18 protein-coding genes are annotated in these 23,129 nt (G+C 71.4%); 3 read left to right on the top strand and 15 right to left on the bottom strand.

What is annotated here, in order from left to right:
* Positions 1–37: 37 nt before the first annotated feature.
* The 5 genes from LPC04_RS02495 to LPC04_RS02515 form a co-directional block, all read right to left on the bottom strand.
* Positions 38–1,459 (bottom strand): S41 family peptidase, encoded by a 1,422-nt coding sequence (locus tag LPC04_RS02495; RefSeq protein ID WP_275680599.1) that lies wholly within the window; start codon positions 1,457–1,459, stop codon positions 38–40.
* Positions 1,460–1,504: 45 nt separating this feature from the next.
* On the bottom strand, positions 1,505–2,317 hold the full coding sequence (locus tag LPC04_RS02500; protein WP_275680600.1) for an EcsC family protein: 813 nt from the start codon (positions 2,315–2,317) through the stop codon (positions 1,505–1,507).
* Positions 2,318–2,379: 62 nt separating this feature from the next.
* Positions 2,380–4,212 carry a GGDEF domain-containing protein gene (locus LPC04_RS02505; RefSeq protein WP_275680601.1) on the bottom strand — a complete coding sequence of 611 codons (1,833 nt, stop codon included), beginning with the start codon at positions 4,210–4,212 and terminating at the stop codon, positions 2,380–2,382.
* Between the two features lie 39 nt (positions 4,213–4,251).
* Complete coding sequence (locus LPC04_RS02510) at positions 4,252–6,504, bottom strand: putative bifunctional diguanylate cyclase/phosphodiesterase (RefSeq protein WP_275680602.1); 2,253 nt, start codon at positions 6,502–6,504, stop codon at positions 4,252–4,254.
* The gene (locus LPC04_RS02515; RefSeq protein ID WP_275680603.1) at positions 6,501–6,911 is read right to left on the bottom strand and encodes an Hpt domain-containing protein; all 411 of its coding nucleotides are present in this window, start codon (positions 6,909–6,911) and stop codon (positions 6,501–6,503) included. The genes LPC04_RS02510 and LPC04_RS02515 overlap by 4 nt, the downstream gene beginning before the upstream one ends.
* A gap of 300 nt (positions 6,912–7,211) precedes the next feature.
* On the opposite strand from LPC04_RS02515, the gene LPC04_RS02520 reads away from it, so the two are divergent.
* Entirely contained in the window at positions 7,212–8,801 is a 1,590-nt protein-coding gene (locus LPC04_RS02520; RefSeq protein ID WP_275680604.1) for a sensor histidine kinase, read from the top strand.
* On the opposite strand, the gene LPC04_RS02525 is transcribed toward LPC04_RS02520, so the two are convergent.
* The 4 genes from LPC04_RS02525 to LPC04_RS02540 form a co-directional block, all read right to left on the bottom strand.
* Entirely contained in the window at positions 8,783–9,259 is a 477-nt protein-coding gene (locus LPC04_RS02525) for a DUF3592 domain-containing protein (RefSeq protein WP_275680605.1), read from the bottom strand. The two genes, LPC04_RS02520 and LPC04_RS02525, sit on opposite strands and share 19 nt — an antisense overlap.
* A 206-nt stretch (positions 9,260–9,465) precedes the next feature.
* Complete coding sequence (locus LPC04_RS02530; protein ID WP_275680606.1) at positions 9,466–11,616, bottom strand: S1 family peptidase; 2,151 nt, start codon at positions 11,614–11,616, stop codon at positions 9,466–9,468.
* On the bottom strand, positions 11,514–12,659 hold the full coding sequence (locus LPC04_RS02535; protein ID WP_275680607.1) for a hypothetical protein: 1,146 nt from the start codon (positions 12,657–12,659) through the stop codon (positions 11,514–11,516). Before LPC04_RS02535 ends, LPC04_RS02530 begins: the two co-directional genes overlap by 103 nt.
* A complete protein-coding gene (locus LPC04_RS02540) occupies positions 12,649–13,497 on the bottom strand; it encodes a hypothetical protein (protein WP_275680608.1) in 849 nt (282 codons plus the stop codon). Before LPC04_RS02540 ends, LPC04_RS02535 begins: the two co-directional genes overlap by 11 nt.
* Positions 13,498–13,695: 198 nt before the next feature.
* On the opposite strand from LPC04_RS02540, the gene LPC04_RS02545 reads away from it, so the two are divergent.
* Entirely contained in the window at positions 13,696–14,397 is a 702-nt protein-coding gene (locus tag LPC04_RS02545) for a hypothetical protein (protein ID WP_275680609.1), read from the top strand.
* Between the two features lie 22 nt (positions 14,398–14,419).
* Here the strand turns inward: LPC04_RS02545 and LPC04_RS02550 are convergent, their stop codons facing one another.
* The 5 genes from LPC04_RS02550 to LPC04_RS02570 form a co-directional block, all read right to left on the bottom strand.
* Positions 14,420–15,862: an aminotransferase-like domain-containing protein gene (locus tag LPC04_RS02550; RefSeq protein ID WP_275680610.1), complete on the bottom strand. Its 1,443-nt coding sequence runs from the start codon at positions 15,860–15,862 to the stop codon at positions 14,420–14,422.
* Positions 15,862–16,446, bottom strand: coding sequence for a LysE family translocator (locus LPC04_RS02555; protein WP_275680611.1), 585 nt, complete (start codon positions 16,444–16,446; stop codon positions 15,862–15,864). The genes LPC04_RS02550 and LPC04_RS02555 overlap by 1 nt, the downstream gene beginning before the upstream one ends.
* Positions 16,447–16,575: 129 nt before the next feature.
* The gene (locus LPC04_RS02560; RefSeq protein ID WP_275680612.1) at positions 16,576–17,271 is read right to left on the bottom strand and encodes a response regulator; all 696 of its coding nucleotides are present in this window, start codon (positions 17,269–17,271) and stop codon (positions 16,576–16,578) included.
* Between the two features lie 156 nt (positions 17,272–17,427).
* On the bottom strand, positions 17,428–18,393 hold the full coding sequence (locus LPC04_RS02565; RefSeq protein ID WP_275680613.1) for a hypothetical protein: 966 nt from the start codon (positions 18,391–18,393) through the stop codon (positions 17,428–17,430).
* A 147-nt stretch (positions 18,394–18,540) separates the two neighbouring features.
* Positions 18,541–19,245, bottom strand: coding sequence for a glutathione S-transferase family protein (locus LPC04_RS02570; RefSeq protein WP_275680614.1), 705 nt, complete (start codon positions 19,243–19,245; stop codon positions 18,541–18,543).
* Here LPC04_RS02570 and LPC04_RS02575 point away from each other — a divergent pair.
* On the top strand, positions 19,238–20,038 hold the full coding sequence (locus tag LPC04_RS02575; RefSeq protein ID WP_275680615.1) for a metallophosphoesterase: 801 nt from the start codon (positions 19,238–19,240) through the stop codon (positions 20,036–20,038). The two genes, LPC04_RS02570 and LPC04_RS02575, sit on opposite strands and share 8 nt — an antisense overlap.
* A gap of 11 nt (positions 20,039–20,049) precedes the next feature.
* On the opposite strand, the gene LPC04_RS02580 is transcribed toward LPC04_RS02575, so the two are convergent.
* Positions 20,050–23,085: a PAS domain S-box protein gene (locus tag LPC04_RS02580; RefSeq protein ID WP_275680616.1), complete on the bottom strand. Its 3,036-nt coding sequence runs from the start codon at positions 23,083–23,085 to the stop codon at positions 20,050–20,052.
* Positions 23,086–23,129 lie beyond the last annotated feature (44 nt).

The raw sequence follows: 23,129 nt of genomic DNA on the forward strand, positions 1-23,129 counted from the left end.
AAGGCGCGCGCCTCCCGGCGCGAGCCATCGGCGATCGCTACCGAACGGAAGAGCCGCCCGAATGCTCGTCGAGGACCCATTCGAGCGCCGCGGACGGCGTCGCTTCGAGGAGCGCGGCGTCCTTCAGGACGGTATCGGGCTCGATGGGCTGACGCTGGACCACCCCCACCCGGTCGGCGTCGCGCGTCTCCAGGACGCCCAAGGTGGTGCCATCGGACAGCCGATGCACCCGAACGCCCAAAATCGGGAATCCGGCGGTCGGCGCCCCGAAAAGGCGGGTGCGCGCCCGGCCGCGGAAGGCAACTGTTACATCTTCGCCGGCGTTGCGGGTGTTGGGCCCGATCAACACCGCGACAGGCCCGCGAAAGCTCGGCTCCGGCGGCGACTGCAGATCGATCAGCGCCGGCTCGCCAGCGATGCGTGCGACGCCGCGATCGACGATCCAGTCCTGCCGTTCGTGACGTCCCACGTACGCACCCACCGCGGGGCCATCGAGCAGCGTCGACAGGCCCGCAAGCGACGCCCACGGGCTGTCGCCGTCGTGGTCGCGCAGGTCGATGATCCAGGCGCGCGGATGGCGCGCGGCCAGGTCCGAGATGCCGTCGTGCAGCCGCGCCGCCCACGCGAGCGCGCCGGCGTCGGCGGTCGTCTCCACCGCATGCAGGCGGACGATGGCGGTGCCGTCGGCGCGCCACTCGAACTCGGGCGCGCGCGTGGCCAGCGTGCGCCGCGCGGGCACCGCCTCGCCGGGGGCGAACGCGAAGCCGTGGTCGTCGCGCACGGTCTGCATCAGCCCGCGCATCGTCCACACGACGTCGCCCGCGTCCTGCGCGCCGCTGGCGAGCACGCGCACGGCCTCGACCGCCGCGTTCGCATCCGGCAAGGGGTCGGCGAAGTTGTTGAACCAGGTCTTCACGGCCTCGTCGAGCGCGGGCGCGACGGCCGGGGCGAATTCGCCGATGTCGAAGCGCGAGTCCGAGCATTCGAGCGCGAACGTCACGCCCACCGGCTGCGCCGGCGTCGAGACGAGCATGCGCACGCCCAGCGTCTTCGCATCGTCGGCCACGTAGATCGCCAGGCGCTGCGTCGCGCGCGCGTGCGGCGCGACGGCCATCGGAACGCCGGACAACACCGCCGCCGCGCCGCCGTCGGCGCGCGCGTCGACCACCATCTGCGGGAGCACCTGCGTCGCGGCGTCGCCGTTGTTGCTCGCCTCGAGCGCGATCCAGACGCGGTGGCGCTGCCAGCGGCCCGCGTCCCAGTTGGCAAGAGCGATCGGGCTCGCGGCGTCCAGGCTCACGGAGAGCGCGTCGGCGTGCTGCGACGCGACGCCGCCGCCGGCCGGGCGCACCGTGCACGGCGAGCGCACGGCGGCCAGCCCCGGCGACAGTCCGCACGCGATCAGCAAGGCGACGATGGCGACGTCGCGCTGGCGAACGAGGGAAGGCTTCAGCTTCATGCAGGATCCCGGCCGACGAGGAGCCCGCAATATACGGCGACGCGCTCAGGCCATCTGCGCCACGAGCTCGCGGTACTTCTCGCGCACCGCCGACTCGCCGTACTTGCGCTCGAGCCGGCGCACCGCGAAGTGGCCGCGCGCCACCGACTGGAAGTGGTCGATGAAGATCGTGTTGATCGTCGCGCCGCCCACCGCGCCGATCAGCGGCACCAGCTGTGCCGCCGCCTTCTCGGTGACGTTGACGGAGTAGTGCTCGGCGATCAGCGTGATGAGCCGGATCAGCGCCGGCGCGCCCTCCTTCGCCAGCCCGTGGCGCGCCAGGTGCGACGCCGCGCTGGAGACGGCGCGTGTCATCGCCTCGCGCACCGCGAAGTAGCCGACCTCGGCCGCGTCGTCGCGCTTCGAATCGCCGCCGAGCGCCAGCACCATCACGCATTCGAGCTGGGTCTGGCGGTCGGCGAGGTCCGCACCCTCGCCGCGCGCGACGTCGCCGATCGAGCGCATCATGATCGTCGTCGACACCGGCAGTTCGACCGCCAGCGCCGCGAGCCCGAACGCGCCGCCCACCGCGCCGCTGGCCGCGCTGGCCACCTTGTGCCAGCCGTTGGACGCCGGCTTCGGCGCGCCGCGCGCCAGCGGGCCGCCGGTCGACAGCGTGCGCAGCGACAGCTCGAGCGCGCCGTGGATGGCCTTGCGCGCGGCCGCCGAGATCACCGACGTGGCGCGCGCCGGAAGCATTCCCACCACGCGCTCGATCGGCGAGCCCACGACACTGGCGATGCGCGCGCCCACGCTGGGCCGCTCGATCGCGCGAACGGCATCGGTCAGGGCCAGGACATCGGCGGCTTGCATCGTCATCGAACGCTCTCCTCGGCTGCGACGATACCGCCTCGGCAATCGACGCGCCGCACCGGCCGCGCTCAGCCGATGCAGGTGCGGTTCTTCCCGGTGCGCTTGGCCTCGTAGAGCGCCTCGTCGGCGCGCTCCAGCGCGGCCTCGAGCGCCTCGCCCGGCCGGAACTGCGTGACGCCGGCCGAGAACGTGACGAACACCTCGCGCCCGTCATGCATGAAGAGACTGGCCGACAGCGTGCGCTGCAGGCGCGTCAGCGTGACCTGCGCCTCGTCGACCGGCACGCCGGGCAACAGCACGACGAACTCCTCGCCGCCGAAGCGCGCCACGATGTCGACCGCGCGCAGCTGCTTCTGCACGTGGCCGGCCAGCGTCTTCAGCGCCATGTCGCCCACCGAGTGGCCCAGCGTGTCGTTGAGCTTCTTGAAGTTGTCGATGTCCAGCAGCCCGATCGCGAGCTCGCCGCCCTGGCGCTCCAGGCGCGCGGTCTCGACGTCGAACGCCTGCATCAGGCCGCGCCGGTTGGCGACCTCGGTCAGCACGTCGGTGGAGACCTCGTCGGACAGCCGCCGCAGCTCGCTCTCGAGTGACTGCACCCGCGCCTCGAGTTCGGCCGCGCGCTGGCGGCCCTCGTTGATGCGGCCCTGCGTCTCGCTGACGAGCCCGTGCACCGCGCGGCCTTCCTCGACCATCTGGCGCACGACGCTGGCCAGGCTCTCCAGCGAGTCGGCGCCGGCGATCGTGTCGACGTAGCGCGCGACGTTGTCGGAGAAGCGGCCCGTGTGGTCGCCCAGCGCGTCGAGCTCGGTGAGCATCTGCGAGATCGCGTCCTTCAGCGCCGTGCGCGCGCTGTCGCGTTCCGCGCGCACGCGCGCCTGGCGCGCACGCGTCTGCGCGAGCATCTCGCTGGCGGCGCGCACCGAGCGCACGCTGGGCGAGTCGCCGAGGCTCAGCTTCAGGCTCTCGGTCTGGCCCTTGACCCAGCTGCCCTCCTCGGCCACTTCGGCCAGGCCGGCACTCATCTCCAGCGTCAGGCGATGCAGTTCGTCGACGAGGTGGTGGCGATGCGCGAGCAGCCGGCGCGCGCGCTCGCACACGGCCTCGGCCTGCGCGCGCAGCGGCGCGGTGGCGCCGTCGCGCAGCAGGCCGGCCTGCAGCTCGCGCAGCTCGCCGGCGATCTCGAGGGCGCGCTCGTCGTCGACGGGCAGCGCCACGTGCAGTGTCGCGTCGTATTGCGACAGCACGGGCGGCCAGTCGCCGTGCGACACGTCGAGTTCGGACGCGCCGCGATCCGCGGTCGGCTGCGGCGCCGAATCGCTGCCGGAGTCCAGCGTCTCGACGCCCCGGGTCGACGGCGCGTCCTGGCCGTCGGCGCTCTCGTCGACCGAGATGGTGTCGTCGGTGATGTCGCCGTCCCAAGACGCGACGAGCTGCTTCAGGCGCTGGTGCAGCCGCGCGATGTCGCTGCGGTTCGCCTCCAGCACGCGCTGCAGGCTGTCCTTCTTGCGCGCGGCCGTCCACTGGCGGCCGCCGCGCTCGAGGCCGCGGGCGAGCTTCTCGATCGTCTGCGCGAAGCCCTGGGCGAGCGCGAGCTGGGATTCGGCGGCGCGTTCGACGTGGCCGCGCGCCGCTTCCCAGTCGGCGCGCTGCATCGCCTGCGAGAACTCCTCGCGCTGCGTGCCGTCCTCGAACAGGCGCGCGGCGATGCGGTCGTGGACGTTCTTGGCCTTGGCATTGGACGCGGCCGGCGCGGGAGCGGCCGGCGCCGGCGCGGCCGCGGGCGGCGCGCCGCCCTCCTCGGCCCAGGCACGGGCGTAGTTCTCGGGCGTGGGCTCCAGCTTGGACAACGCCAGGCGGCGCAGCGCGGCCTTGGCGGTCTCGGCGGCGGACGGTTTCGGCATGGGGCGCGGCAGTCTTGGCGCGGCGGTCCGCGCGGGGTTTTACGAGCGCCGACCGACGTCGACGACATCGTCGGTCCCGGTCCGCGCCTTCGAGGCAGGCGGCATCCACGGCGCCTTGCGGGGCAGGACGACCTGCTCCATCCAGACCTGGATGTCCTCCGGAGGCAGCGGCTTGCTGAACAGGAACCCCTGCATCAGCGAGCAGCCCTCTCCGTACAGCACGTCCTGCTGCCTCTGGTTTTCGACCCCTTCGGCCACCACCTTGAGGTCGAGCGACTTCGCCAGCGCGATGATCGCGGTAACAACCGCAAGACTCTGTGGCAGCACCCCGAGATCGCGCACGAAGCTGCGGTCGATCTTGACCTCGGCGATCGGCAGCGAGGTCAGGTACGCGAGCGACGAATAGCCGGTGCCGAAGTCATCGACGGCGATCTGCACGCCGATCTCGGTGAGCCGGTGCAGCGACGGGATCACGCGCTGCAGGTCCTTCATCAGGCCCGTCTCGGTGATCTCGAGCTGGATCATGCTGTGCGGGATGCCCTCGTCGCGCACGGCCGCCGAGATCTGCTCGATCAGGTCGGTGCGCTCGAACATGCGGTTGGGCATGTTGACGGCGATCGAATCGGAGAAGCCGAACGCGTCGGCCCAGATGCGCGCCTGCTTGGCGGCCTGGCGCAGCGCCCACTCGCTCATCGGAACGATGAGGCCGGTCTCCTCGGCGACGGGGATGAAGTCGGCCGGCTGGATCAGCAGGTCGCCACGGCGCCAGCGCATCAGCGCCTCGACGCCCACCATCTTGCCGTTGCTGACGTCGACCTTGGGCTGGTAATACAGCACCAGTTCGTCGCGCTCGATCGCCTTGTGCAGCGCGCTCTCCAGCGCCAGCTTCTCGCGGCCGCGGCCGGCGAGACGAGGCGTGTAGACCAGCGCGTCGTTGCGGCCCTGCGACTTGACGGCGTACATCGCGACGTCCGAGTTGCGCAGCAGGTCGGCCACGGTGTTGCCGTCGCGCGGGAACAGCGCGATGCCGACCGACGCGGTGGCGAAGCAGTCCTGCCCCGCCACGACGACCGGCTCGCGCAGGGCCTCGAGGATGCGAGTGGCGACGCGCTGCGCGTCGGCCTCGTCGGCGACCTCGGGCAGCAGCGCGACGAACTCGTCGCCGCCGAGACGGCCCACGGCCTCCAGCGTACGGTGCGAGCGCGAGCCCGCGGTCTCGATCACGCCCTCGAACAGCTGCTCGCAATGGCGCACGCAGCCGCGCAGGCGGAACGCGACCTCCATCAACAGCTCGTCGCCAGCGGCGTGGCCCAGCGTGTCGTTGATGACCTTGAAGCGGTCGAGATCGATCAGCAGCAGCGCCACCTGGTGGCCCAGCCGGCGGCCGAATTCGAGTGCCCGCTCGGCGCGCCAGATCAGCTGGCGACGATTCGGCAGGTTGGTCAACGCGTCGTAGTTGGCCAGGTGGCGGATGCGGTCTTCCGCGATGCGGCGGTCGGTCACGTCCTGCACGATGCCCGTGTAGGCGCAGCAGTGGCCGTGCTCGTCGAACTCGGGCTCGGCCTCGACGTGGATGATGCGGAAGCGGCCGTCGGGCAGCGTCATCGGCACGTCGGTGGCGATGACGGAGACCTGGTACAGGATCTGGCGCGCCAGCCGCACCAGCGGCTCGCGGTCGGTGGGCGCGATCATGCGCAGCATGTCGCGCAGGTTGACGCGGTCGTCCGGCCCGTAGCCGAACACGCGCAAACCCTCTTCCGACAGCTCGAGCCCGTTGACGAAGCTGCGGCCTTCGTCCTGCCACCAGTCGAACGAGCCCATGCGGGCGAGATCCTGCGCGCGGGCGAGCTTGGCCTTGCTGCGTTCCAGCTCCTGCCGCGTGCGCGACGCGCGCAGCAGGTAGCGCAGGCGCCCGGCGAGCAGGCTCCACTGCGTGGCCTTGACGAAGAAGTCCGTCGCGCCAACCTGGTAGGCGCGGTTGATCGAGGCCTCGTCGTCGAGGCCGGTCAGCATCAGCACCGGCACGTTGTCGAAGCCTGGCATGTTGCGCAGCGCGACACAGGTTTCGAAGCCGTCGAGGCCGGGCATGATGGCGTCGAGCACGACGACGTCGGGCGTCCAGCTGGCCAGGCGCGTGAGCGCTTCCTCGCCGCCGGTGGTGGAGGTGATGTCGAAGCCGCGATCGCGCAGCGCCGCGGCGGTCATCAGGAGGTTGACCTCGTCGTCGTCGACGAGCAGCACCGTCGGACGACGATCCGTTGCTTCCAGGCTCACGCCGTGGTGAAGCGTCATGAGGCCGCCGCTTCGAGTTGCTGCAGGGTCTGGCGGACGGCGCCGTCCACGCGCTGGACCTCGGCCTGGAACTGGTCGATCAGCGGCTGCGCGCCGTTGCTGTCGCCGGCGCGCAGCAGGCGCTCGATCTCGGCGCACAGCGCGGACAGCGCCAGCGCCCCGATGCTGGCCGACGACGACTTGAGCGTGTGGGCGACTCGCGAGACCTGGTCCCAGGCGCCTTCCGTGCGCGCCAGCTGCAGTTGGGCGACCAGCTTCGCCAGCGAGGTCTGGTAGGTGGCCAGCACGCGCTTGACCAACTGGGCCTTGCCGTCCGGATCCAGCGCCCGCAACTCGGCCATGCAGGCGGCATCCAGCACCGGCTTCGTCGCCGTGCCATCGATCCCGGAGTTATTCAAATCGACCATCGCACCCTGAATATTTGGATCTCATCCATTCTCGCCCTGTAATGTAAGCATGTCCGTGCGCGACAAGGGCGTCAATGGCGAAATACTCCGCACGAGGCAGGCCTTTGGCCGGCGGACGGGCGTCGGCCAAGGCTGAGCAATCCGGACGCCTGCGGGTGCCACGATCGCGTCCGGACGGGAAATCTGTCACGACCTCCCCACACGGCTCTTCGGCAGCGCCAACGATTACTGAAGGGCTCGCGCGCGGGATCGTCGATCTTTGCTCCTTACAATCCGCCCCATGTCGCTTCCGCAGACTCGATGACTCCCACACTCGCCGTGTTCGCGATCCTGGCGCTGGCCGGCTTCGGCGCCATCAGCGCGCTGGTGGGTGCGTTGTGGATGAAGGCCCGCGGCGCCGCCGCGCTGCGCGAGGCCACCGAGGATCGGACCCGCCTGCTCGCGCTGGCCGACCACTGGATGTGGGAGACCGACGCCGCCCACCGCCTGACCACCTGGCGCCCGCCGGCGCGCCGCCCGGCCGGCTGGAAGATCGGCCCGCCGCTGGGCGCCGCGCTCACCGCGATCGCCCAGCCGCTGCCCGGCGCCGAGGGCATTTCCGCTGCGACGGCCGGTTCGCCCGCCAGCTCGCCGCTGTCGCGCCAGCTGGCGGCGCACGCGCCGATCACCGAGCAGCGCGTGCTGCTGCAGCTCGGCGAGACGAGCTCGCTGTGGAGCGTGCGCGGCGAGCCGCGCCACGACGGCGAGGGGTACTTCCTCGGGTATTTCGGCACGGCCCGGCCGGTCGGCGAGAGCGACGCCGCCGGCTTCGGCCACGCCGCGCTGGTCGAGCTGCTTGCCCAGCCCGACGCCACCGTGCTCGTGTTCCGCCGGCTCGACGCCGGCGCGCCCTGGCGCCTCGAGGCCCAGGGCGCGGGCACGCGCGCGCTGTTCGGCATGTCGCTGTCGCCGGAGGACGAGTTCACCGGCGCGCCCGACTGGGCCGCCGTCTGCGCCCGCCTGCCCGCGGCGATCGACCGCGCGCTGGCCGAGATGCCCGCCGGCGAGACGCGCGCAGTCGGCGAATGGCGCGTCAGCTGGACGTACGTCGCCAGCGAGGACGACGCGCACGCCGGCCGCATCGTGATCCTGCGCGCCGCGGCCGCCCCGGCGGCGCCCGCCCTGCCCGCGCCCGCGCCGCCCGCGGCCGTCGCGGCGGAGCCGTCGGCCGCGACCGCCGCCGACAACGCCGACCAGGAGTCCTTCATCTATACGGTCTCGCACGACCTGCGCGCACCGATCCGCGTCGTCGAGGGCTTCGCCCGCATCCTCAAGGAGGACTACGGCCGCTTCCTCGACCGCATCGGCAACGACCACACCGACCGCATCCTGGCCGCCGCCGCGCGCATGAACAGCATGATCGACTCGCTGCTCGCGCTGTCGCGCCTGCAGTCGCAGCCGATCAAGCGCCAGCCGGTCGACCTGTCGCAGCTCGCGCGCTATGTGCTGGAAGACCTTCGCAGCAACGAACCGGAGCGTGAGGCGGACATCCACATCGAGCCGGGCCTCGTGATCCAGGGCGACCCGACGCTGATGCGCATCGCCATCGAGAACCTGGTCGGCAACGCGTGGAAGTACAGCAGCCAGAGCCCGACCACGCGCATCGAACTCAAGCGCGAGATGCTCGCCGGCACGCCCACCTTCGTCGTCGCCGACGCCGGCGCCGGCTTCGACATGCGCTTCGCCGACCGCCTGTTCGGCGTGTTCCAGCGGCTGCACAGCGCCAAGGACTTCCAGGGCACGGGCGTCGGGCTGGCGTCGGTGCGGCGCATCATCCGGCGCCACGGCGGCGACATCTGGGCCGAGTCGGAAGTCGGCAAGGGCGCACGGTTCTACTTCACGTTGCCCTGAGCTTCGCCCGCGCGGGCCGGCCGTTGCCTGCGCGCGTAGGCGAACAGGCTGAAGGCGACGATGAACAGCGGCATGCCGGCGACGACCGCCACGTCGGGCATGTACCAGCCTCGGCGCTGTTCGTAGGCCTGCTGCGGCGTCAGCAGCGTGTTCACCTCGGGATGCGCCGGATCGTAGAAGACGGTCACCGGATCGCCCTTTCGCGCCGAGTCGCACCGGATCAAACTGGCCGGCGCCTTCGCCCGATGCTCGACGCCGTTGGCGACGAACGAATAGATCACCAGGCCGTGCGAGCCGCAGTCCACGTCGGCGACCGAGCCCGCGACCGTCGCATTCGATTCGACGAGGCGGCGATATTCGTGCGCGTCGTTGTAGCAACCGGTCAGCAGGAGACTCGCGCCGACGACCAGTGATGCGACGCGGGCGGCGCTCGATGCAAGGTGTGCGGCGAAGTTCATCGTCGCGATCATAGCCACGGCGTCGACCAGGACCTTTCATGCGCCGGGCTCGGCCGCTCGATCTCGACGCGCGCTTACTTGACGCCGGCAATCGCATCGATGCCCTCCGGGAAAGAATTTCCGCGAGGGAATTCGCGGCTCGCGGGCCGGAGCCGCCGTCAGTGTGACTGGGGCGCCGTCAACGGGTCCTCCAGTCGCGCGGTCGATCAGCGCGCGCTGCCCAGCACGGCCTTCGCGCGCTCGACCTGGTCGGAGCCCACCACGAGCGCGCCCTCCCCGACGCCCCACTGCAGGGGACGCCGATCGAACGGCAGGCCTGCCTCGGCCCTCAGCAACTGCAGCTCGAAGCGCAGCGCGGATGCCGCGGCGCAGCACGTCGCCAGCGCAGCTTCCAGCTCGTCGCGCTGGGCGGCGATCAGGTGTTCCAGCAGCGTGCTCGTCGCGGAGTGCTCGAGCCGGTCCTCGTACACCAGGGCGAGGTCCTGCACGCGCGTGGACGTCGCGTGGCCGAGCAGCGCGATGCCGCGCTGAACCTTGTCGATGTCGAACGACTCGCGCTGGTCGAAGAACGTCGGCGACACCCAGGCGTCGAGCCACCGTCCGACCAGGGCGCCGAGCGCCTTCGCATCGGGCCTGCCCGTGCCGACGTAGATCGCATAGTCGGCTTGCGCACCGACGTCGCCGGCCTGGACACGCAGCATCGCCTTCTGCTCGCAGCGCAAGTCGTAGAGCACCTGCGTGAACGGCGCCGGTTGGCTGCGCATCTTCGTCAGCGTGTATCGATCCGACACGATGCGCCGCGCGCTGGGCTCGCCCGAAGACAGCAGCGAGGACGCGAGCGTCGCCTCGCCGATGGCACCCACCCACGCGACGCCACGGCAATCGCCACCGGACGCTGGCGCCACGACCAGGTGATCGGTCGCATTGCCCGCGTCGAAATCCACCTTGCCTTGCACGAGCGAGCCGCGCAGCAGCGGCGACGCACCCGCCTCGTTCCGATCCGGGCCGGAATGCTCGTCGGGCGAGAACGGCACGGCCTTGACGAACATCCGCACTTCCTGCGTCCCGCCCGCCTGCGGCAGTTCGGCCAGCACGTTGTCGGTATAGGGCAGCCGGAGCACCTGCCCCTCCTGCAACTGCCGCAGCGACAGCTGCTGCGATTGCGTGATGTCCTTCCTGCTGATGAACCCGTGGCTCTGGACACGCAGCCTGACGTCGCCCAGGCCGTCGACCGGAAGGGGACTGGAGACCACTTCACGAAGATCCTTGGACAGTCCGAACGTGTGCTCGCGCCGGTTCTCGTCCAGCAGCATCATCTCGACGCCGTTGAACCATCCATCGAAGACGCCCTTCGGCAAGCCGGAGATGCGGCTGATCGAGATCCGGATCCAGCGCTCGTCGCCGTCCTGCCCGAATCCGCCCCATCGTGTCCGCCGCAAGAAGATCCTGCCGTCGGCGCCCTCGTCCTCGATCGCCGCGTCGTCGCCCGGGCGGGCGGCGGCCGGCGATGCGGCGAGGGTCGTGGCCGACGGGCCGGCAGCCTCCTGCACGCCGACGCTGAAGCCGCTGCGCCGCAGGAACTCCAGCGCGGATTCGACCGGCAGCGCCGCGACGGTGGGCGCCTGGGCCACCGCGAGGATCATGCCGACGAGATGCCCGTCGGCGGTGAACAAGCCCCCGCCGGAATGCCCTTCGTGGACATAGTCGCTCTGGAACAGGATCCTGTCCGACTCCCGGCGATCGAACAGGTCGGGACGCAGCGGCATCCCCCATCCGAGTCCGCCCGGGTAGCCGACCGGGTAGACCTCTGTGCGTTGCGGCAGCGCCGAGGATCCCGTGATCAGTTCGAAAGGAAGGCGGGCGGCGCCGTCCAGCCCCGCTTCGTGCAAGCCCCTGATCTCGATCACCGCAATGTCGTCCCGGAGGTCATGTGCGGGAAGCACCTTCGCGGCGATCGGCGTCCGCGGCAGATCCTTGAAATAGACGTCCGTGCGCGTCGCGGTCTCCGTCGAACCCTGCGGCGCCGAGGGATCGCGCACCAGGTGATCGGCCGTGAACGCATAGGCCGTGTCGCCCGCCACCGAGAACACGATGCCGGCGCCCTGGTGCGTGCGCCCGCCCAACCGGGTCTCGATCATCACCACCAGGCGCTGCGCATCGTCCAGTCGCGCGGCCCGCGCCGGAGGATGAAGCGCGGCGAGCAGCACGAGGCCGCACAGCGCCGCGAGCCACCGGGAACCTGCGCGACGCACGTTCACTTGCTGCCGTCCATCCATCGCCACACTCCCAGCAAGACGCCCAGGATCGCCAGGCCGCTCGACCACGTGAGCAGCAGCAGGTCCTGCGACAACCACCATTCGAGAAGTCGCGGCGTGAGGGACTGGCGCGCGTAGGACGGTCCGATCTGCACGTCGCGTGCCTTGCCGTCGAAGTCGAGCGATACGGCCGAGGGTGCGACGCGCAGGGTGCGCATCCGGCCGCTGGCCGATTCGAGCCCCAGCAATTCGTTCTTCTGCAGCGTCCGGGCCGGCGACTTCGCCAAGCCGAACTGCAGCTTGCCCTCGAGAAGCGTGGATTGCACTTCGAGGGTGCCGTCGGGCATGCGCTCATCGGCGTACAGGCGAAGGTCCGTCACCGGAAGATTCGGTTGAAGCTCGATCGCGGCCGCGACCGGCGCCATGCGCAGCGTCAGCGCGCGTTCGGCCGGGCAAGCCGAGCCCGGTGCCTTGCCAACCGTCCCGGTCGTGGCCTCGACGGGTGCGACGACGATCCGTGCCCGCTGCGCCGGCCGCAAGACAAGCTCGCTGTTCGACACGATCCGCACCGGCCCCGTGGCCTGCAGCGCCAACGGCTCGTCCAGCCCGCACACCGTCAGCCCGATGCTGCCATCGCCGAAGCTGGCGTCGACGACGACCTGGCTGCCGGCCGGGACGTCGGGCAGCTGCACCTCGAGGTGCGCGCCGGCCGCGTCGCCCGTCGACTCGAGCCGGACGACGCGCGCCGCGAACGTCGTCGGCGCCTCCTGGTCGGGTGCCACCTGGGTCAACGCCTGGCCTTCGATCGTGATCCAGCGGACCTCGAAATGCCGCGCCAGCGTCACGGCCTGGCTGGTGACGATGGCTGCCTGCGTCGCCTTGGCATGGAGACCGATGCGCACACTGGGCAGCCGGATGAGTGCGAGGCTGGCGAGGACGAGCGCGACCGCAGCGACGATCAGCACGTGAACCATCCGCCGCGGGCGCCGCGGCTCGCGGATCAACGCGAGCGTCTTGCTGAGCGCTTCGCAGTCGGCGAGTTCGTCCCGGTCGACCTTGCCGTCGGCGGCCAGGACGGCGTCGAGCAGCGCCGCCTTGCGGGCTTCCAGAAGGCTCTCGAGCCGGGCGTCGCCGTCATCGGGCACGGCTTGCGGCCCTCGGCTCCCGCACCGGGTTCGACGGCATCTGGACGACGACGTGCGCACTCGGTGGCGTCATGTTGCTCGCGACGACCGGCTCGCCGACGATGTCGAGATAGCAGGGCTCGCGCGACCCGGGCGCGGCGACCTCGAGCGTGACGACTTCGTCCGCCCGGAAGGGGCCGCCGGCCCGACCCCTGGCGACGCTCTGGGCAGGCATGCCGCTGGATTCGATCCGCAGACACTCCCAGCTGATCGCGAAAAGCGCAACGGTGGACGTGACCAGCACCCGGACGCCCGCGCCCTCCGTCGCACCGCCGGAAAGCGACAGCGGCAGCAATATGGGCCACGTGACCTGGCCGATCCGGGCGCGCGCCTGGACACGCAGCGCGATTTCATCGCCACGCAGCGACAGGCCGCGGACCACGTCGGTGGGCCAGTCGAAGCGGCCGCCGCCCAGGCTCGCCGTGGCGTCCATGCGATAGAACAATCCCGGCCGCAGGCTGATTGCCTGGATCTGGACGGCATCGCCGATCGCGCCCGACACGCGGCCCGACCATCCGAGGTGCAGCACGCCCTCCCCCGGCAGTGCGGCCGCCGGCGCGCCGGTCGCCACCGCGAGCACGGTGATGGCCGCATCGGACGCGTGCGGCGACCAGTAGAGTCCCTCGCAGCGGTTGCCGCGCAGGCGATAGCCGAGCGGGTTGTCGTCCACGGGGCGGATGTCGTCGCGACACTTCGAATCGATCGCGAGCGCCGAGGCCGGCAGCACGAGCGTCGTCCACGCAAGCGCGGCAGCCCACGATCGCAAGCCGCGCCCGCCGAGTGACAGAAGACTCTTCACCCCATCTTCCTCCATGGAAGTTTCGCCACGGGCCGCCGCGCATGCATCGAATCGCTTCGTCGAGTTGCATCATGCGACAACACGGCCGGCTCAGGCAACTGTCGCCACGAGCCTCCCCCCATCCTGCATCGCGCGCGGGCAAGGCGACAGGCTCGACGTACCATTCGACGGGGCCACGTGGCTCCGTCGGAGGGTTCCATGGCGAGTTCAGGGTCGGTTTCGCTGGCGATCGTCGAGAAGGACGGCAAGCGCGTGCTCGCGACCGATCCAGACGCCTCGTCGGCACTTCTCGATCTCCAGGAAGTCACGCTGGCCGAGAAGGGCGAGACGGTGCTGTACGACGTGGTCGGCCGACGCATCGCGATCGATCCGGCAGGCGACCTGGTCGCCGAACTGCAGGTGTCGCGGAGAAAGAAGGCGCTCGCCGACCGGCTCGGCGAGCGCCTGTCGACGCTCGTCTCCGCCATCCTCGCGGCCAGCGCCTTCGGCGGGCTGCTGCTGCTCTGGTACCTGCTCGCGGTCCGCCTCGAGGAGACGGTCGGCTGGGGCGTCGCGCATGCCGACTGGGTGGCCTTTGCCACCGTCTTCGGCTACTTCGTCTGGCGGGGTTCCACGGCCAAGGACCCGTTGATCCAGAAGGTCTGCGGCTTCGGGGCCTTCAGTTTCGGAATCCTGGCGCTGGTGTTCGTCCAGGTGCAGTGGATGGGCGCGGGCGATCCGCAGTGGCGGCGTTCGCTCGCCTACCAGGCCATCGGCGCCGACGTGCTGGCGCACCGCGAGAAGTGGCTCAGCGCGCTGGCGATCTACGCGCCGACCATCCTGCTCGTGCTCCGGTTCGCGGGCCTCGGGCGCGCGGCCGAGACGCTGGAGCGACTCGGCATCGGCAAGGAGAAGAAGTGAGCGCCTTCCGGCGCCGCGAGCCTCAGCCCGGCTGGCCGGCCGCGCGCAGCAAGGCGCGCTGCGCACCCGTCACGGCGCCCAGGCGCTCGCGCAGGTAGTCCGCCACCGTCGGCGCCTGGCACATCGCCACGTTGAAGCGGATGTGGGGATCGGCGTTGCCGTCCGCCATGAAGGTGGCGCCGCGCACCAGCAGGATCTTGTTGCGCAGTGCATCCTGCACCAGCAGGTCGACGTCGACGCCCTCGGGCACCTCGCCCCACAGGAACAGGCCGCCCTCGCCGGGATGGTCGAAGCGGATGCCCGCCGAGGCGAGCTGCTTCTCGCTCGCGTGACGCGCGCTCGCGAGGCGGCGTTGCAGGCGGTCGAGGTGCTTGCGCCAGCGGCCGGCGGCGAGCACCTCCAGCATCACGAGTTCGTTGAGCGCCGGCGTGGTCAGCACCGAGTAGATCTTCTGGCGCAGCAGCACCTTCAGCAGCGCCGGATCGGCCGCGATGTAGCCCATGCGCAGCGCCGGGCTCAGCGCCTTGCAGAAGCTCGAGTAGTAGATGACGCGGTCCAGGCCCGACAGCGCCGCGAGCCGCGTCGTCTGGCCGGGATGGAAGTGGCCCTGGACGTCGTCCTCGGCGATCAGGAAGCCGTACTGCTGCGCCAGCACCAGCAGCTTGTGCAGGTTGGCCGCGCTGCTGCCCCAGCCGGTGGGGTTGTGAAGCGTCGTCTGCAGAAACGCGAGGCGCGGCTTGTGCTCGCGGCAGGCGGCCTCCATCTGCGCGAGGTCGACGCCGTCGTGCCGGCGCGCGATCGGCAGCACGCGGATGCCCTCCTGCTGCAGGCGGCCGAACATCAGGAAGTAGCCGGGATCCTCCACCAGCACCGCGTCGCCGGGCTTGAGGAAGCTGCGGCAGATCATGTCGATCGCGTGCGTGCCGCCGTAGGTGGTGAGGATGCGGCCGGCGTCGACGGGAATGCCCATGCCGCGCAGCATCAGCGCGAGCCGCTCGCGCAGTTCCGGCATGCCTTGCGGCGGGCAGCGCGAGGCCATGCCGGCGACGCTGCGCGCCAGCGCGCGCTGCACCGCGGCGGCGGGCACCGCGTCCTCCAGCCACGCGGGCGGCAGCGCGCCGCTGCTGGCCAGCAGCATGCCGGCGCGCTGGTCGTTGGCCTGCTGCGCGAGCCAGACGGGCTCCTGTTCCTCGCCGGCCTCGAGCGCGACCTCCTCGGGCATCGCGCCCTGGCGCGCGTTGACGAAGTAGCCGGCGGTGCCGCGCGCGTCGATCACGCCCGACGCGACGAGGCGGTCGTAGGCCGTGATCACCGTGTTGGGGCTGACCGCCAGTTCGCTCGCGAGCTGGCGGATCGACGTCAGCCGCGCGCCCGCCGGGAGCTGGCCGCGCGCGACGAACTCGCGCAGCCGCGCCTCGATCTGGTCGGCCAGCGCGATGGGGGACGAGCGATCGAGCGTGAACATCAGCGAAGAATGTCGATGGCCAGCACGACGAGCGCGGCGGCCATCGCGACGTTGAAGACACGCTGCCTGCGCGGATCGCTCAGCACGCCGCGCATCGCCACGCCGAACAGCGCCCAGGCCGAGATGCACGGAAAGCCGATGACCGCGCCGATCAGGCTGATCGCCAGCCCCGCCGTCAGCGGGTTCGCGCCGGCCGGCATGAAAACCGAGGCCAGCGTGATCGCGCGGATCCAGCTCTTGGGATTGAAGGCCTGGAACATCACGCCCTCGAGGAACGTGAGCGGCCGCAGCGCCTGCGCGTCGCCCATCCGCGACTGCGCCAGCTTCCAGGCGAGCCACACCAGGTACAGCGCGCCGCCGGTGCGCAGCACGACCTGCGCGACGGGGAACGCGACGAACAGCTGGCCCAGGCCGTTGCAGGCGATGAGCGTCAGCGCGACGTTGCCCATCACGCAGCCCAGGACCTGCGGCAGCGTCAGGCGATAGCCGAAGTTGGCGCCCGACGCCGTCAGCATCAGGTTGTTCGGGCCCGGGGTGATCGACATCACGAAACAATACATCATCATCGGCAGCAGCTGCGTCATCGGGTCGGGCTCCAGGTTGGAGACCGAGCGTAGGGACGATGAGGGCGCCGGCCAAGGCACAGGGCGCGTCGATGGCGGACGCGCTGTATCAGCGTCGACGGGGGTACAGCGGCGCCCGAGGGGTCTGGCTCAGGCGTTGCCCGGGCGCGCCAGCAACTCCACCGCATCCAGCAGCCGCTCGGCCTCGGCCTTCAGCAGCAGGCCGTCGGCCGACGCCATGCGGTTCAGGCGGGCCAGCGCCTCGCGGCGCGACAGCGAGTAGCGGTGCATCAGCACGCCCACCGCGACGGCCACCGAGTCGGCCAGCGGATCGGGCGTGTTGTTGGGCGCGGTGACCGGCGAGGCCGACGGCTCGTGCAGCGCGCCGAAGCCGGAGGTCGGCGCGAACGGGTCGGGGCGGATGTGCTCGGGCGCGACGTGCGGCGCGGGCGCGGGCGTGAGCGCGCTCGCCCGGCGCGCGCGGGCCGTCACCAGCGCGGCCTCCACGGTCGGCACGATCTGCGCGATGTCCAGCGGCTTGACCAGGTAGGCGACCGCGCCGAGCGCCTTCACCTGCGCCACGGTGGCGTCGTCGGCGAACGCGGACAGGAACATGAACGGCGTCTGCAGCGACTCGCGCAGGTACGCGGCGACGTCGAAGCCGCTCATGCCTTCCATGCGGATGTCCAGCAGCGCGAGGTCGGGCCGGTGCTGGCGCGCCAGCAGGATCGCGTCGTCGCCGTTGTCGGCGTCGATGATCTCGTAGCCGGCCTTGGCCAGGCCGTGCGTGACCGTCGCCAGCACGAGGCGGTCGTCGTCGACGACGAGGATCTTGCCCTTGCTCATCGCAGGCGGCTCCCGCTGGTCGTACGCGACGACGGCGTGCCGTGGGTGACGCTGCGGGGAGGGCGGACGGTGGTCATTGGAGGCCATTTTGGCCTAATCGGCCAAACGGCGGGTTGCTGTAGGTAAACCGGCGTTCGCCGCCGGGCGCCGTCCGGCTCAGCGCTGGTGGCAGGCCATGCAGGCCGCGTTCGAGTTGGCCAGCATCTGCGGCCCCGGCTTGCCGCGGCCCGCGCCCGGGCCGTTGAAGGCCGCGACGTTGTCCGGCGCGCGGTCGATGCGCTGCTGCAGCTCCGCCGCGAACGGCCAGTGGGCGAAGTCCGGCAGACGGGTGGCGTTCGCGTAGACCTTGCGCGCCGTCTGCCAGTCGCCCGCCTTCACCAGCATGTCGCCGAAGTTCAGGTAGAAGCCTTCGACGTTGTGCGGGGCGGCGTCGGTGTCGCCGCAGGCGCGCAGCTTGTCCGCGCTCATCGCCGCGCCGGCGGCGCGGTAGCGGGCGATGTCGGGATCCGCGCGGTCGACCGGCACGCCGAGGCACGCCTCCATGTCGTGCCACTGCTGCTCGAGGCCCTCGCGGAAGGCCGCCGACTCGGCCCGCGCGGTGCTCGCCACGAAGCCGGCCGTGAACAGGTTGAATTCGGGCCACGCCTTCACGGCGGCCTGCATCGTCGATTCCCCGCGGCGCATCAGCGCCGGATCGCGGTGGATGCCGCCCTCGGCCAGCTGCGCCGCGGCGAGGAAGCCCTCGAAGCGCGCGTCGTGCGGATCGAGCGCGACGGCCTCCTCGAAATAGCGGCGCGCCAGGATCGCGTCGTCGGTGATCGTCGGCAGGCGGTGCTCGAGGCGCCCGCTCTCGGCCAGGCGCCAGATGTGCAGCCAGCCGACATGCGCCGCGGTCAGCGCGTCGCCGGGATCGGCCAGGTACGCCGCGGTGCTCGCCTGCAGCGCCGCGTCGATGTGTTCGTAGTCGCCGGCGTGCAGCGTGCGCCAGAAGAGAACATCCGCCTGCAGCGCCTGCGGCGTTCGCGTGACGGACGGCGTCTTCGCCGTGGCGAGCGGTTCGGTGGCGGACACGGCAGCGGCGGCGAAGGCGGCGGCTACGAGGAAGGCGATCGGACGGAACATTCGATGAGGTCGTCGTTGGAATGGCCGCCATGATCGTCGATGCGTCGGCGACGGCGTCAGGGGCGCGAGACGAATCGACGCCACGCGTCGCGAAAAGACGTCGGCGGCCGACGAGGCGTCGCGCGACGCCGGGCCTCGCGCCCCGTCTCAGGCCAGGCCGAGCGCCACGCGCTGGGCCGCGTTGCGCGCCTCGGCTCGTTGCAGGGCGGGACGCTGTGCCAGGAGCTCGCCATAGGCCGTGAACGAGGGGCGCGCGTCGATCGACTTGAAGGCCAGCATGAAGCGGAGCGTGCCGCCGAAGATGACATCGGCCATCGAGAAGTCGTCCCCGAGGACGTATGCGCGATCGGCGATGGCCGACTCCATGGCGTCCAGCATCGCGTCGTACGAACCCCAGCCGGCCTGCGTTTCCTTGCAGGCCCAGGCCGCCTGTTTCGCCATGACCCCGGGCTCGATCACCGATGGCGCGAACAGCGACCAGCGCAGATACGTCGCACGCGCGGCGTCATCGACCCGCGGGGCCATGCGCCCGTAGGCGTATCGATCGGCCAGGTAGAGGCCGATGGCCGCCGACTCGGTCACGACCGTATCGCCGTCGGTCAGCACGGGCAGCTTGCCCATGGGGTTGAGCGCCACCAGGTCCGGCGCCTTCTGCGCGCCTTTCATGATGTCGACCGGGCGAAGCTCGTACGGCACGCCGACCTCCTCGAGCATCCAGACGGCGTTCGCGGCACGCGAATAGGGATGGTGGTAGAGCACGATCGACATCTTCGGCAACCTGTCTGGCCCGGGCTCGACGAGTGTAGCCGGAGGCTGGTCGCGAATCTGGACTATCGTGTCCGCCATGCGCATCCAACTGGCATCGGACCTGCACCTGGAACTGCTCCGGCGTTGGCCGCACGAGTGCCTGGTCGCTCCGGCGCCCGGCGCCGATGTCCTGGTCCTGGCCGGGGACATCCACCGAGGACTGCGCGCGATCGAACGCTTCGCCTCGTGGCCCGTCCCGGTGCTGTACCTGGCGGGCAACCACGAGTACTACGACAGCCAGTGGGAGACGCTGCGCTCGGAGCTTCGCCGCGCCGCCGACGGCACGGCGGTGCGCTTCCTGGACAACGACGTCGTCACCCTGGGCGGCGTGCGCTTCCTCGGCAGCACGTTGTGGACGGACTACCGGCTCGCAGGCGTCCCGCTGCCGGAGGCGATGACAGTGGCGGAGGACTTCTTGCTCGACCATCGGCGCATCCTCACCGGATCCGGCCCGTTCCGAGCCCGGCAGGCGCTTGACGAGCACGTGCGCAGCCGCGCATGGCTGGCGCGCGAGCTGTCGATCGACCACGCGACGCCGACGGTGGTCGTCACCCACCATGCGCCGCATCCGCGTTCGATCCACGCGCGCTTCGCCGGCAGCCCGGTCAACGGGGCATTCGTCAGCGACCTGACCGAGCTCGTCGAGCGGGCCGACCTGTGGCTGCACGGGCACGCGCACGACAGCTTCGACTATCGCGTCGGCCGCTGCCGGGTCGTGTGCAACCCGCGCGGCTATGCGCAGAACCGCAATGACGCCGCATCGGTCGACGAACTGGTGTTCGAGAACCAGGCCTTCCAGAGCCAGCTCGTGATCGACCTGCCCGCCGAGGCGCGCTGATCGCTTGCTCGCTACGGACCCGCCTCCAGCAACGCCACCGCCGGCGGCGCCAGCTCCAGCCTGGCGACGACCTCGTCGCCGTGCGCCTGAAGCGCCAGCCGCGCGCCCTTGCGCGGCAGCAGCGAGCGCACCAGCCCCAGCCCCGAGACGCCCGCCGGAATGGCCGCCAGCGAGAACCCGGGCGCGAGCGTCCCCCGATTGGCGATGGCGATCGCCACGGTGGCGTCGGTGCAGTCGACGCGGCAGCGGATGTCCGTCGCCGCCTCCCCCGCGGCCGGCGTGCTGTGCTTGATCGCGTTGGTGAACAGCTCGTTGACCGTCAACGCGATCGGGATCGAGTCGGCCTCGGTCAATGCGAAGCGGTGCGGCGCCGGGCCGTGCACCTCGACGTGGATGGTGCGGCCGAACATGCGCTGCACCGATGTGGCGATCGCCTCGACGACGCCGCGCACGCGCATCGGCCCGGTCACGCCCACCTGCAGGCCGTGCACCTGCGCGATCGCGTGCACCTGGCTGACGGCCTCCGCGATCGCGCCGGCGGCCTCGGGATGCCGTGACGCGCTCTGCTGCAGCAGCCCGGCCACGCCCTGCAGGTTGTTCTTGATGCGGTGGTGCACTTCCTTGATCAGCATCTCCCGCTGCGCGATCGCGGCGGCCAGGCGCGCCTCGTCGGCGGCGCGCTGCGCGGTGACGTCGGACGCCACCATCAGCAGCTGGTCGGGCGCATCGGCGGCGGAGCGCAGCGAGACGATGCGGATGTCCCACACGCCGTGCGCGCCCTCGCCGTCCACGCCGGCCGCGGCGCCGTCCGCTGCACGTCGAAGTTCGCGCTGCACGCTGCCCGGCGTGGCGAGTGCGCGGTGCAGGTCGGCCGACAGTTTCGCGCCCTCGGGCCCGGGCAGCCACTGCGACGGCACGCGGCCCAGGATCTCCTTCATCGGCCGGCCCGCGAAGGTCGCGGCCATCTGGTTCAGCTGCACCACCTGCTGGCTCGCCGCGTCGAAAAGCGCGATGGCCAGCGGCGCGGTCTCGATGATGCGCTGCAGGCTGGCGCGCGCCTGCACGATGCTGACCTCGGCCTGGCGGCGGCGCTCGATGTCCAGCAGCGCGTAGGTGAGCTGGCGGTTGGCCGTGCTCTGTCCGGTGACGACGACGTTGCCGACGACCCAGAAGTGCCGCCCGTCGCGCGCGCGCAGCCGGCATTCGAAGGTCTCGGCCTGGCCCTCCTCCAGCGTCTCGCCGTAGTCGGTGCGGCGCAGCGGGTGGTCGAGTTCGTCCCCGGCGACCACCGAGATCGGCGCGCCGATGAAGTCGGCCAGCTCGCCGCCGAACATGCGGCGCGCGGAGCGGTTCATCCACTCGATGCCGGCGTCGCCGACGGTGACGATGCCCACCAGCACCGAGTCGAGGATGGCGCGCGTGCGGTCGGCCTGCTGCACGAGCGACTCGCGCGCGCGCTGGCGCTCGTCGATGTTGACGAAGGACATGATGGTGCCCGCCGACGGCTTGTCGATGGCCACCGGCCGCGTGCTGACCTGGGCCCAGAACAACGCGCCGTCGCGCCGCCGCACCTGGCGCTCGCCGTGCGAGCGGCCCAGCGTGGCCATGTCGCGCGTCTCCAGATGCACGTAGTGCTGCCAGGCCGCCTCGCTCTCGTACAGGCGCGACATCGGCGAGCCCTTCAACGCCTCCGGCGCGTAGCCCACCAGGTCCGCCATCGCCTGGTTGGCGCGCTCGATCTGGCCGTCACGCTGGTAGACGATACCCACGTCCGACAGGTTGAACATCAGCTCGCGCTCGCGCGCCAGCGCCTCGAGCTCGCTCTGCTGCGACTTCATGCGCGTGGCGTCGGCCAGCACCACCACCATGCCGATCGCGCCCGGCGCGGTCTCGTGCGTGCGGCGCAGCGCCAGCGTGCACCAGATCGCGGTCCGGCGATGCGTGCCCGCCGGCAGCAGCAGCTCGGTCTCGAGCGTGCCGACGTCGCGCACCGCGTCGATCAGCGACGCCACGGTCTCCGCCGGCACGCCGGCGCTGGCCAGGATCTCGTCGAAGGGCTTGCCCGCGGGATAGTCGCTGCCGCCCAGCAGCGTCTCGAACCGGTGGTTGCAGCGGACAAGCTCCTCGCCGCGCAGGTAGGCGATGCCGGCGGGGCTGACGTCGAGGATGGTCGTGAGCTCGGTCAGCAGGTCCTGGTTGCGCCGGCGGGCCGTCTCTTCCTCGGTGACGTCGACCGTCACGACCGAGAAGGCGCCGCGCTGCGGCCCGAGCTCGGCCGGCTCGACGCGCGTCATCAGCCACCGCCGCCCGCTCTCGTGATGGCGCACGGCGTAGCGCACCTCGATGCGCGAGCGCGTGCGCAGCGCCGCCTGCAGGCGTTCGTAGTCGGCCATCGACTCGGCCTCGACGAGGTCGCGGCCGACGGCCATCAGGCTGCCGCCGGCCGACGTGGCGTCGCCGTCGGGCGCGCCCGTGCGCGAGCCGCGCTGCACCGAGCCGACCCAGCCGCGCGCGGCGTCCCAGGTCGCCACGCCGATGCCGGCGGTTCCCATCAGCGCCTGGATCTCGACGCGGGCGATGTCGCGCTCGTCCTCGATATTGCGATCCTCGAACATCGCGATCCAGCGCGCGGCGGAGCCGGCGAGCCGGCCGCCGCCCGTGGGCACGCCGCGCACGCGCACCCGCACGCGCAGCGGCTCGCCCGACGCGCTGGCGAGCCAGCCGTCCTGCGTGCGCGTCGCCGCCACGGCGGGCAGCTCGGCGGGCCAGCCCAGCAGCAGGCGGAATTCGTCGGAGGTCTCGCGCAACTGGCCGGGCAGCGGGCCCAGCATCTGCGTCAGCGCGGCGTTGTGGCGCAGCACGGCGCCGGATTCGTCGAAGACGACCTGCCCCAGCGGCGACATCTCGAACCAGCCCTGCAGCTCGCCGCGCAGGTCCTCGATGGCGGCGGCCGGGCCGGCACTCGTGGCGGCGCCAGGCCCCATCAGGGGCTGGCGCGGCAGCACCGGGGCGCGGGTCTTGGGAGGCGTGGGCGGGGTGCTGGACATACCCCACCGGAGTTTACGCGCGACTCACGCCGCGCCCGGCATCC

It is taken from the genome of Scleromatobacter humisilvae (assembly GCF_023231945.1).
Classification (GTDB): Bacteria; Pseudomonadota; Gammaproteobacteria; order Burkholderiales; family Burkholderiaceae_C; genus Scleromatobacter; species Scleromatobacter humisilvae.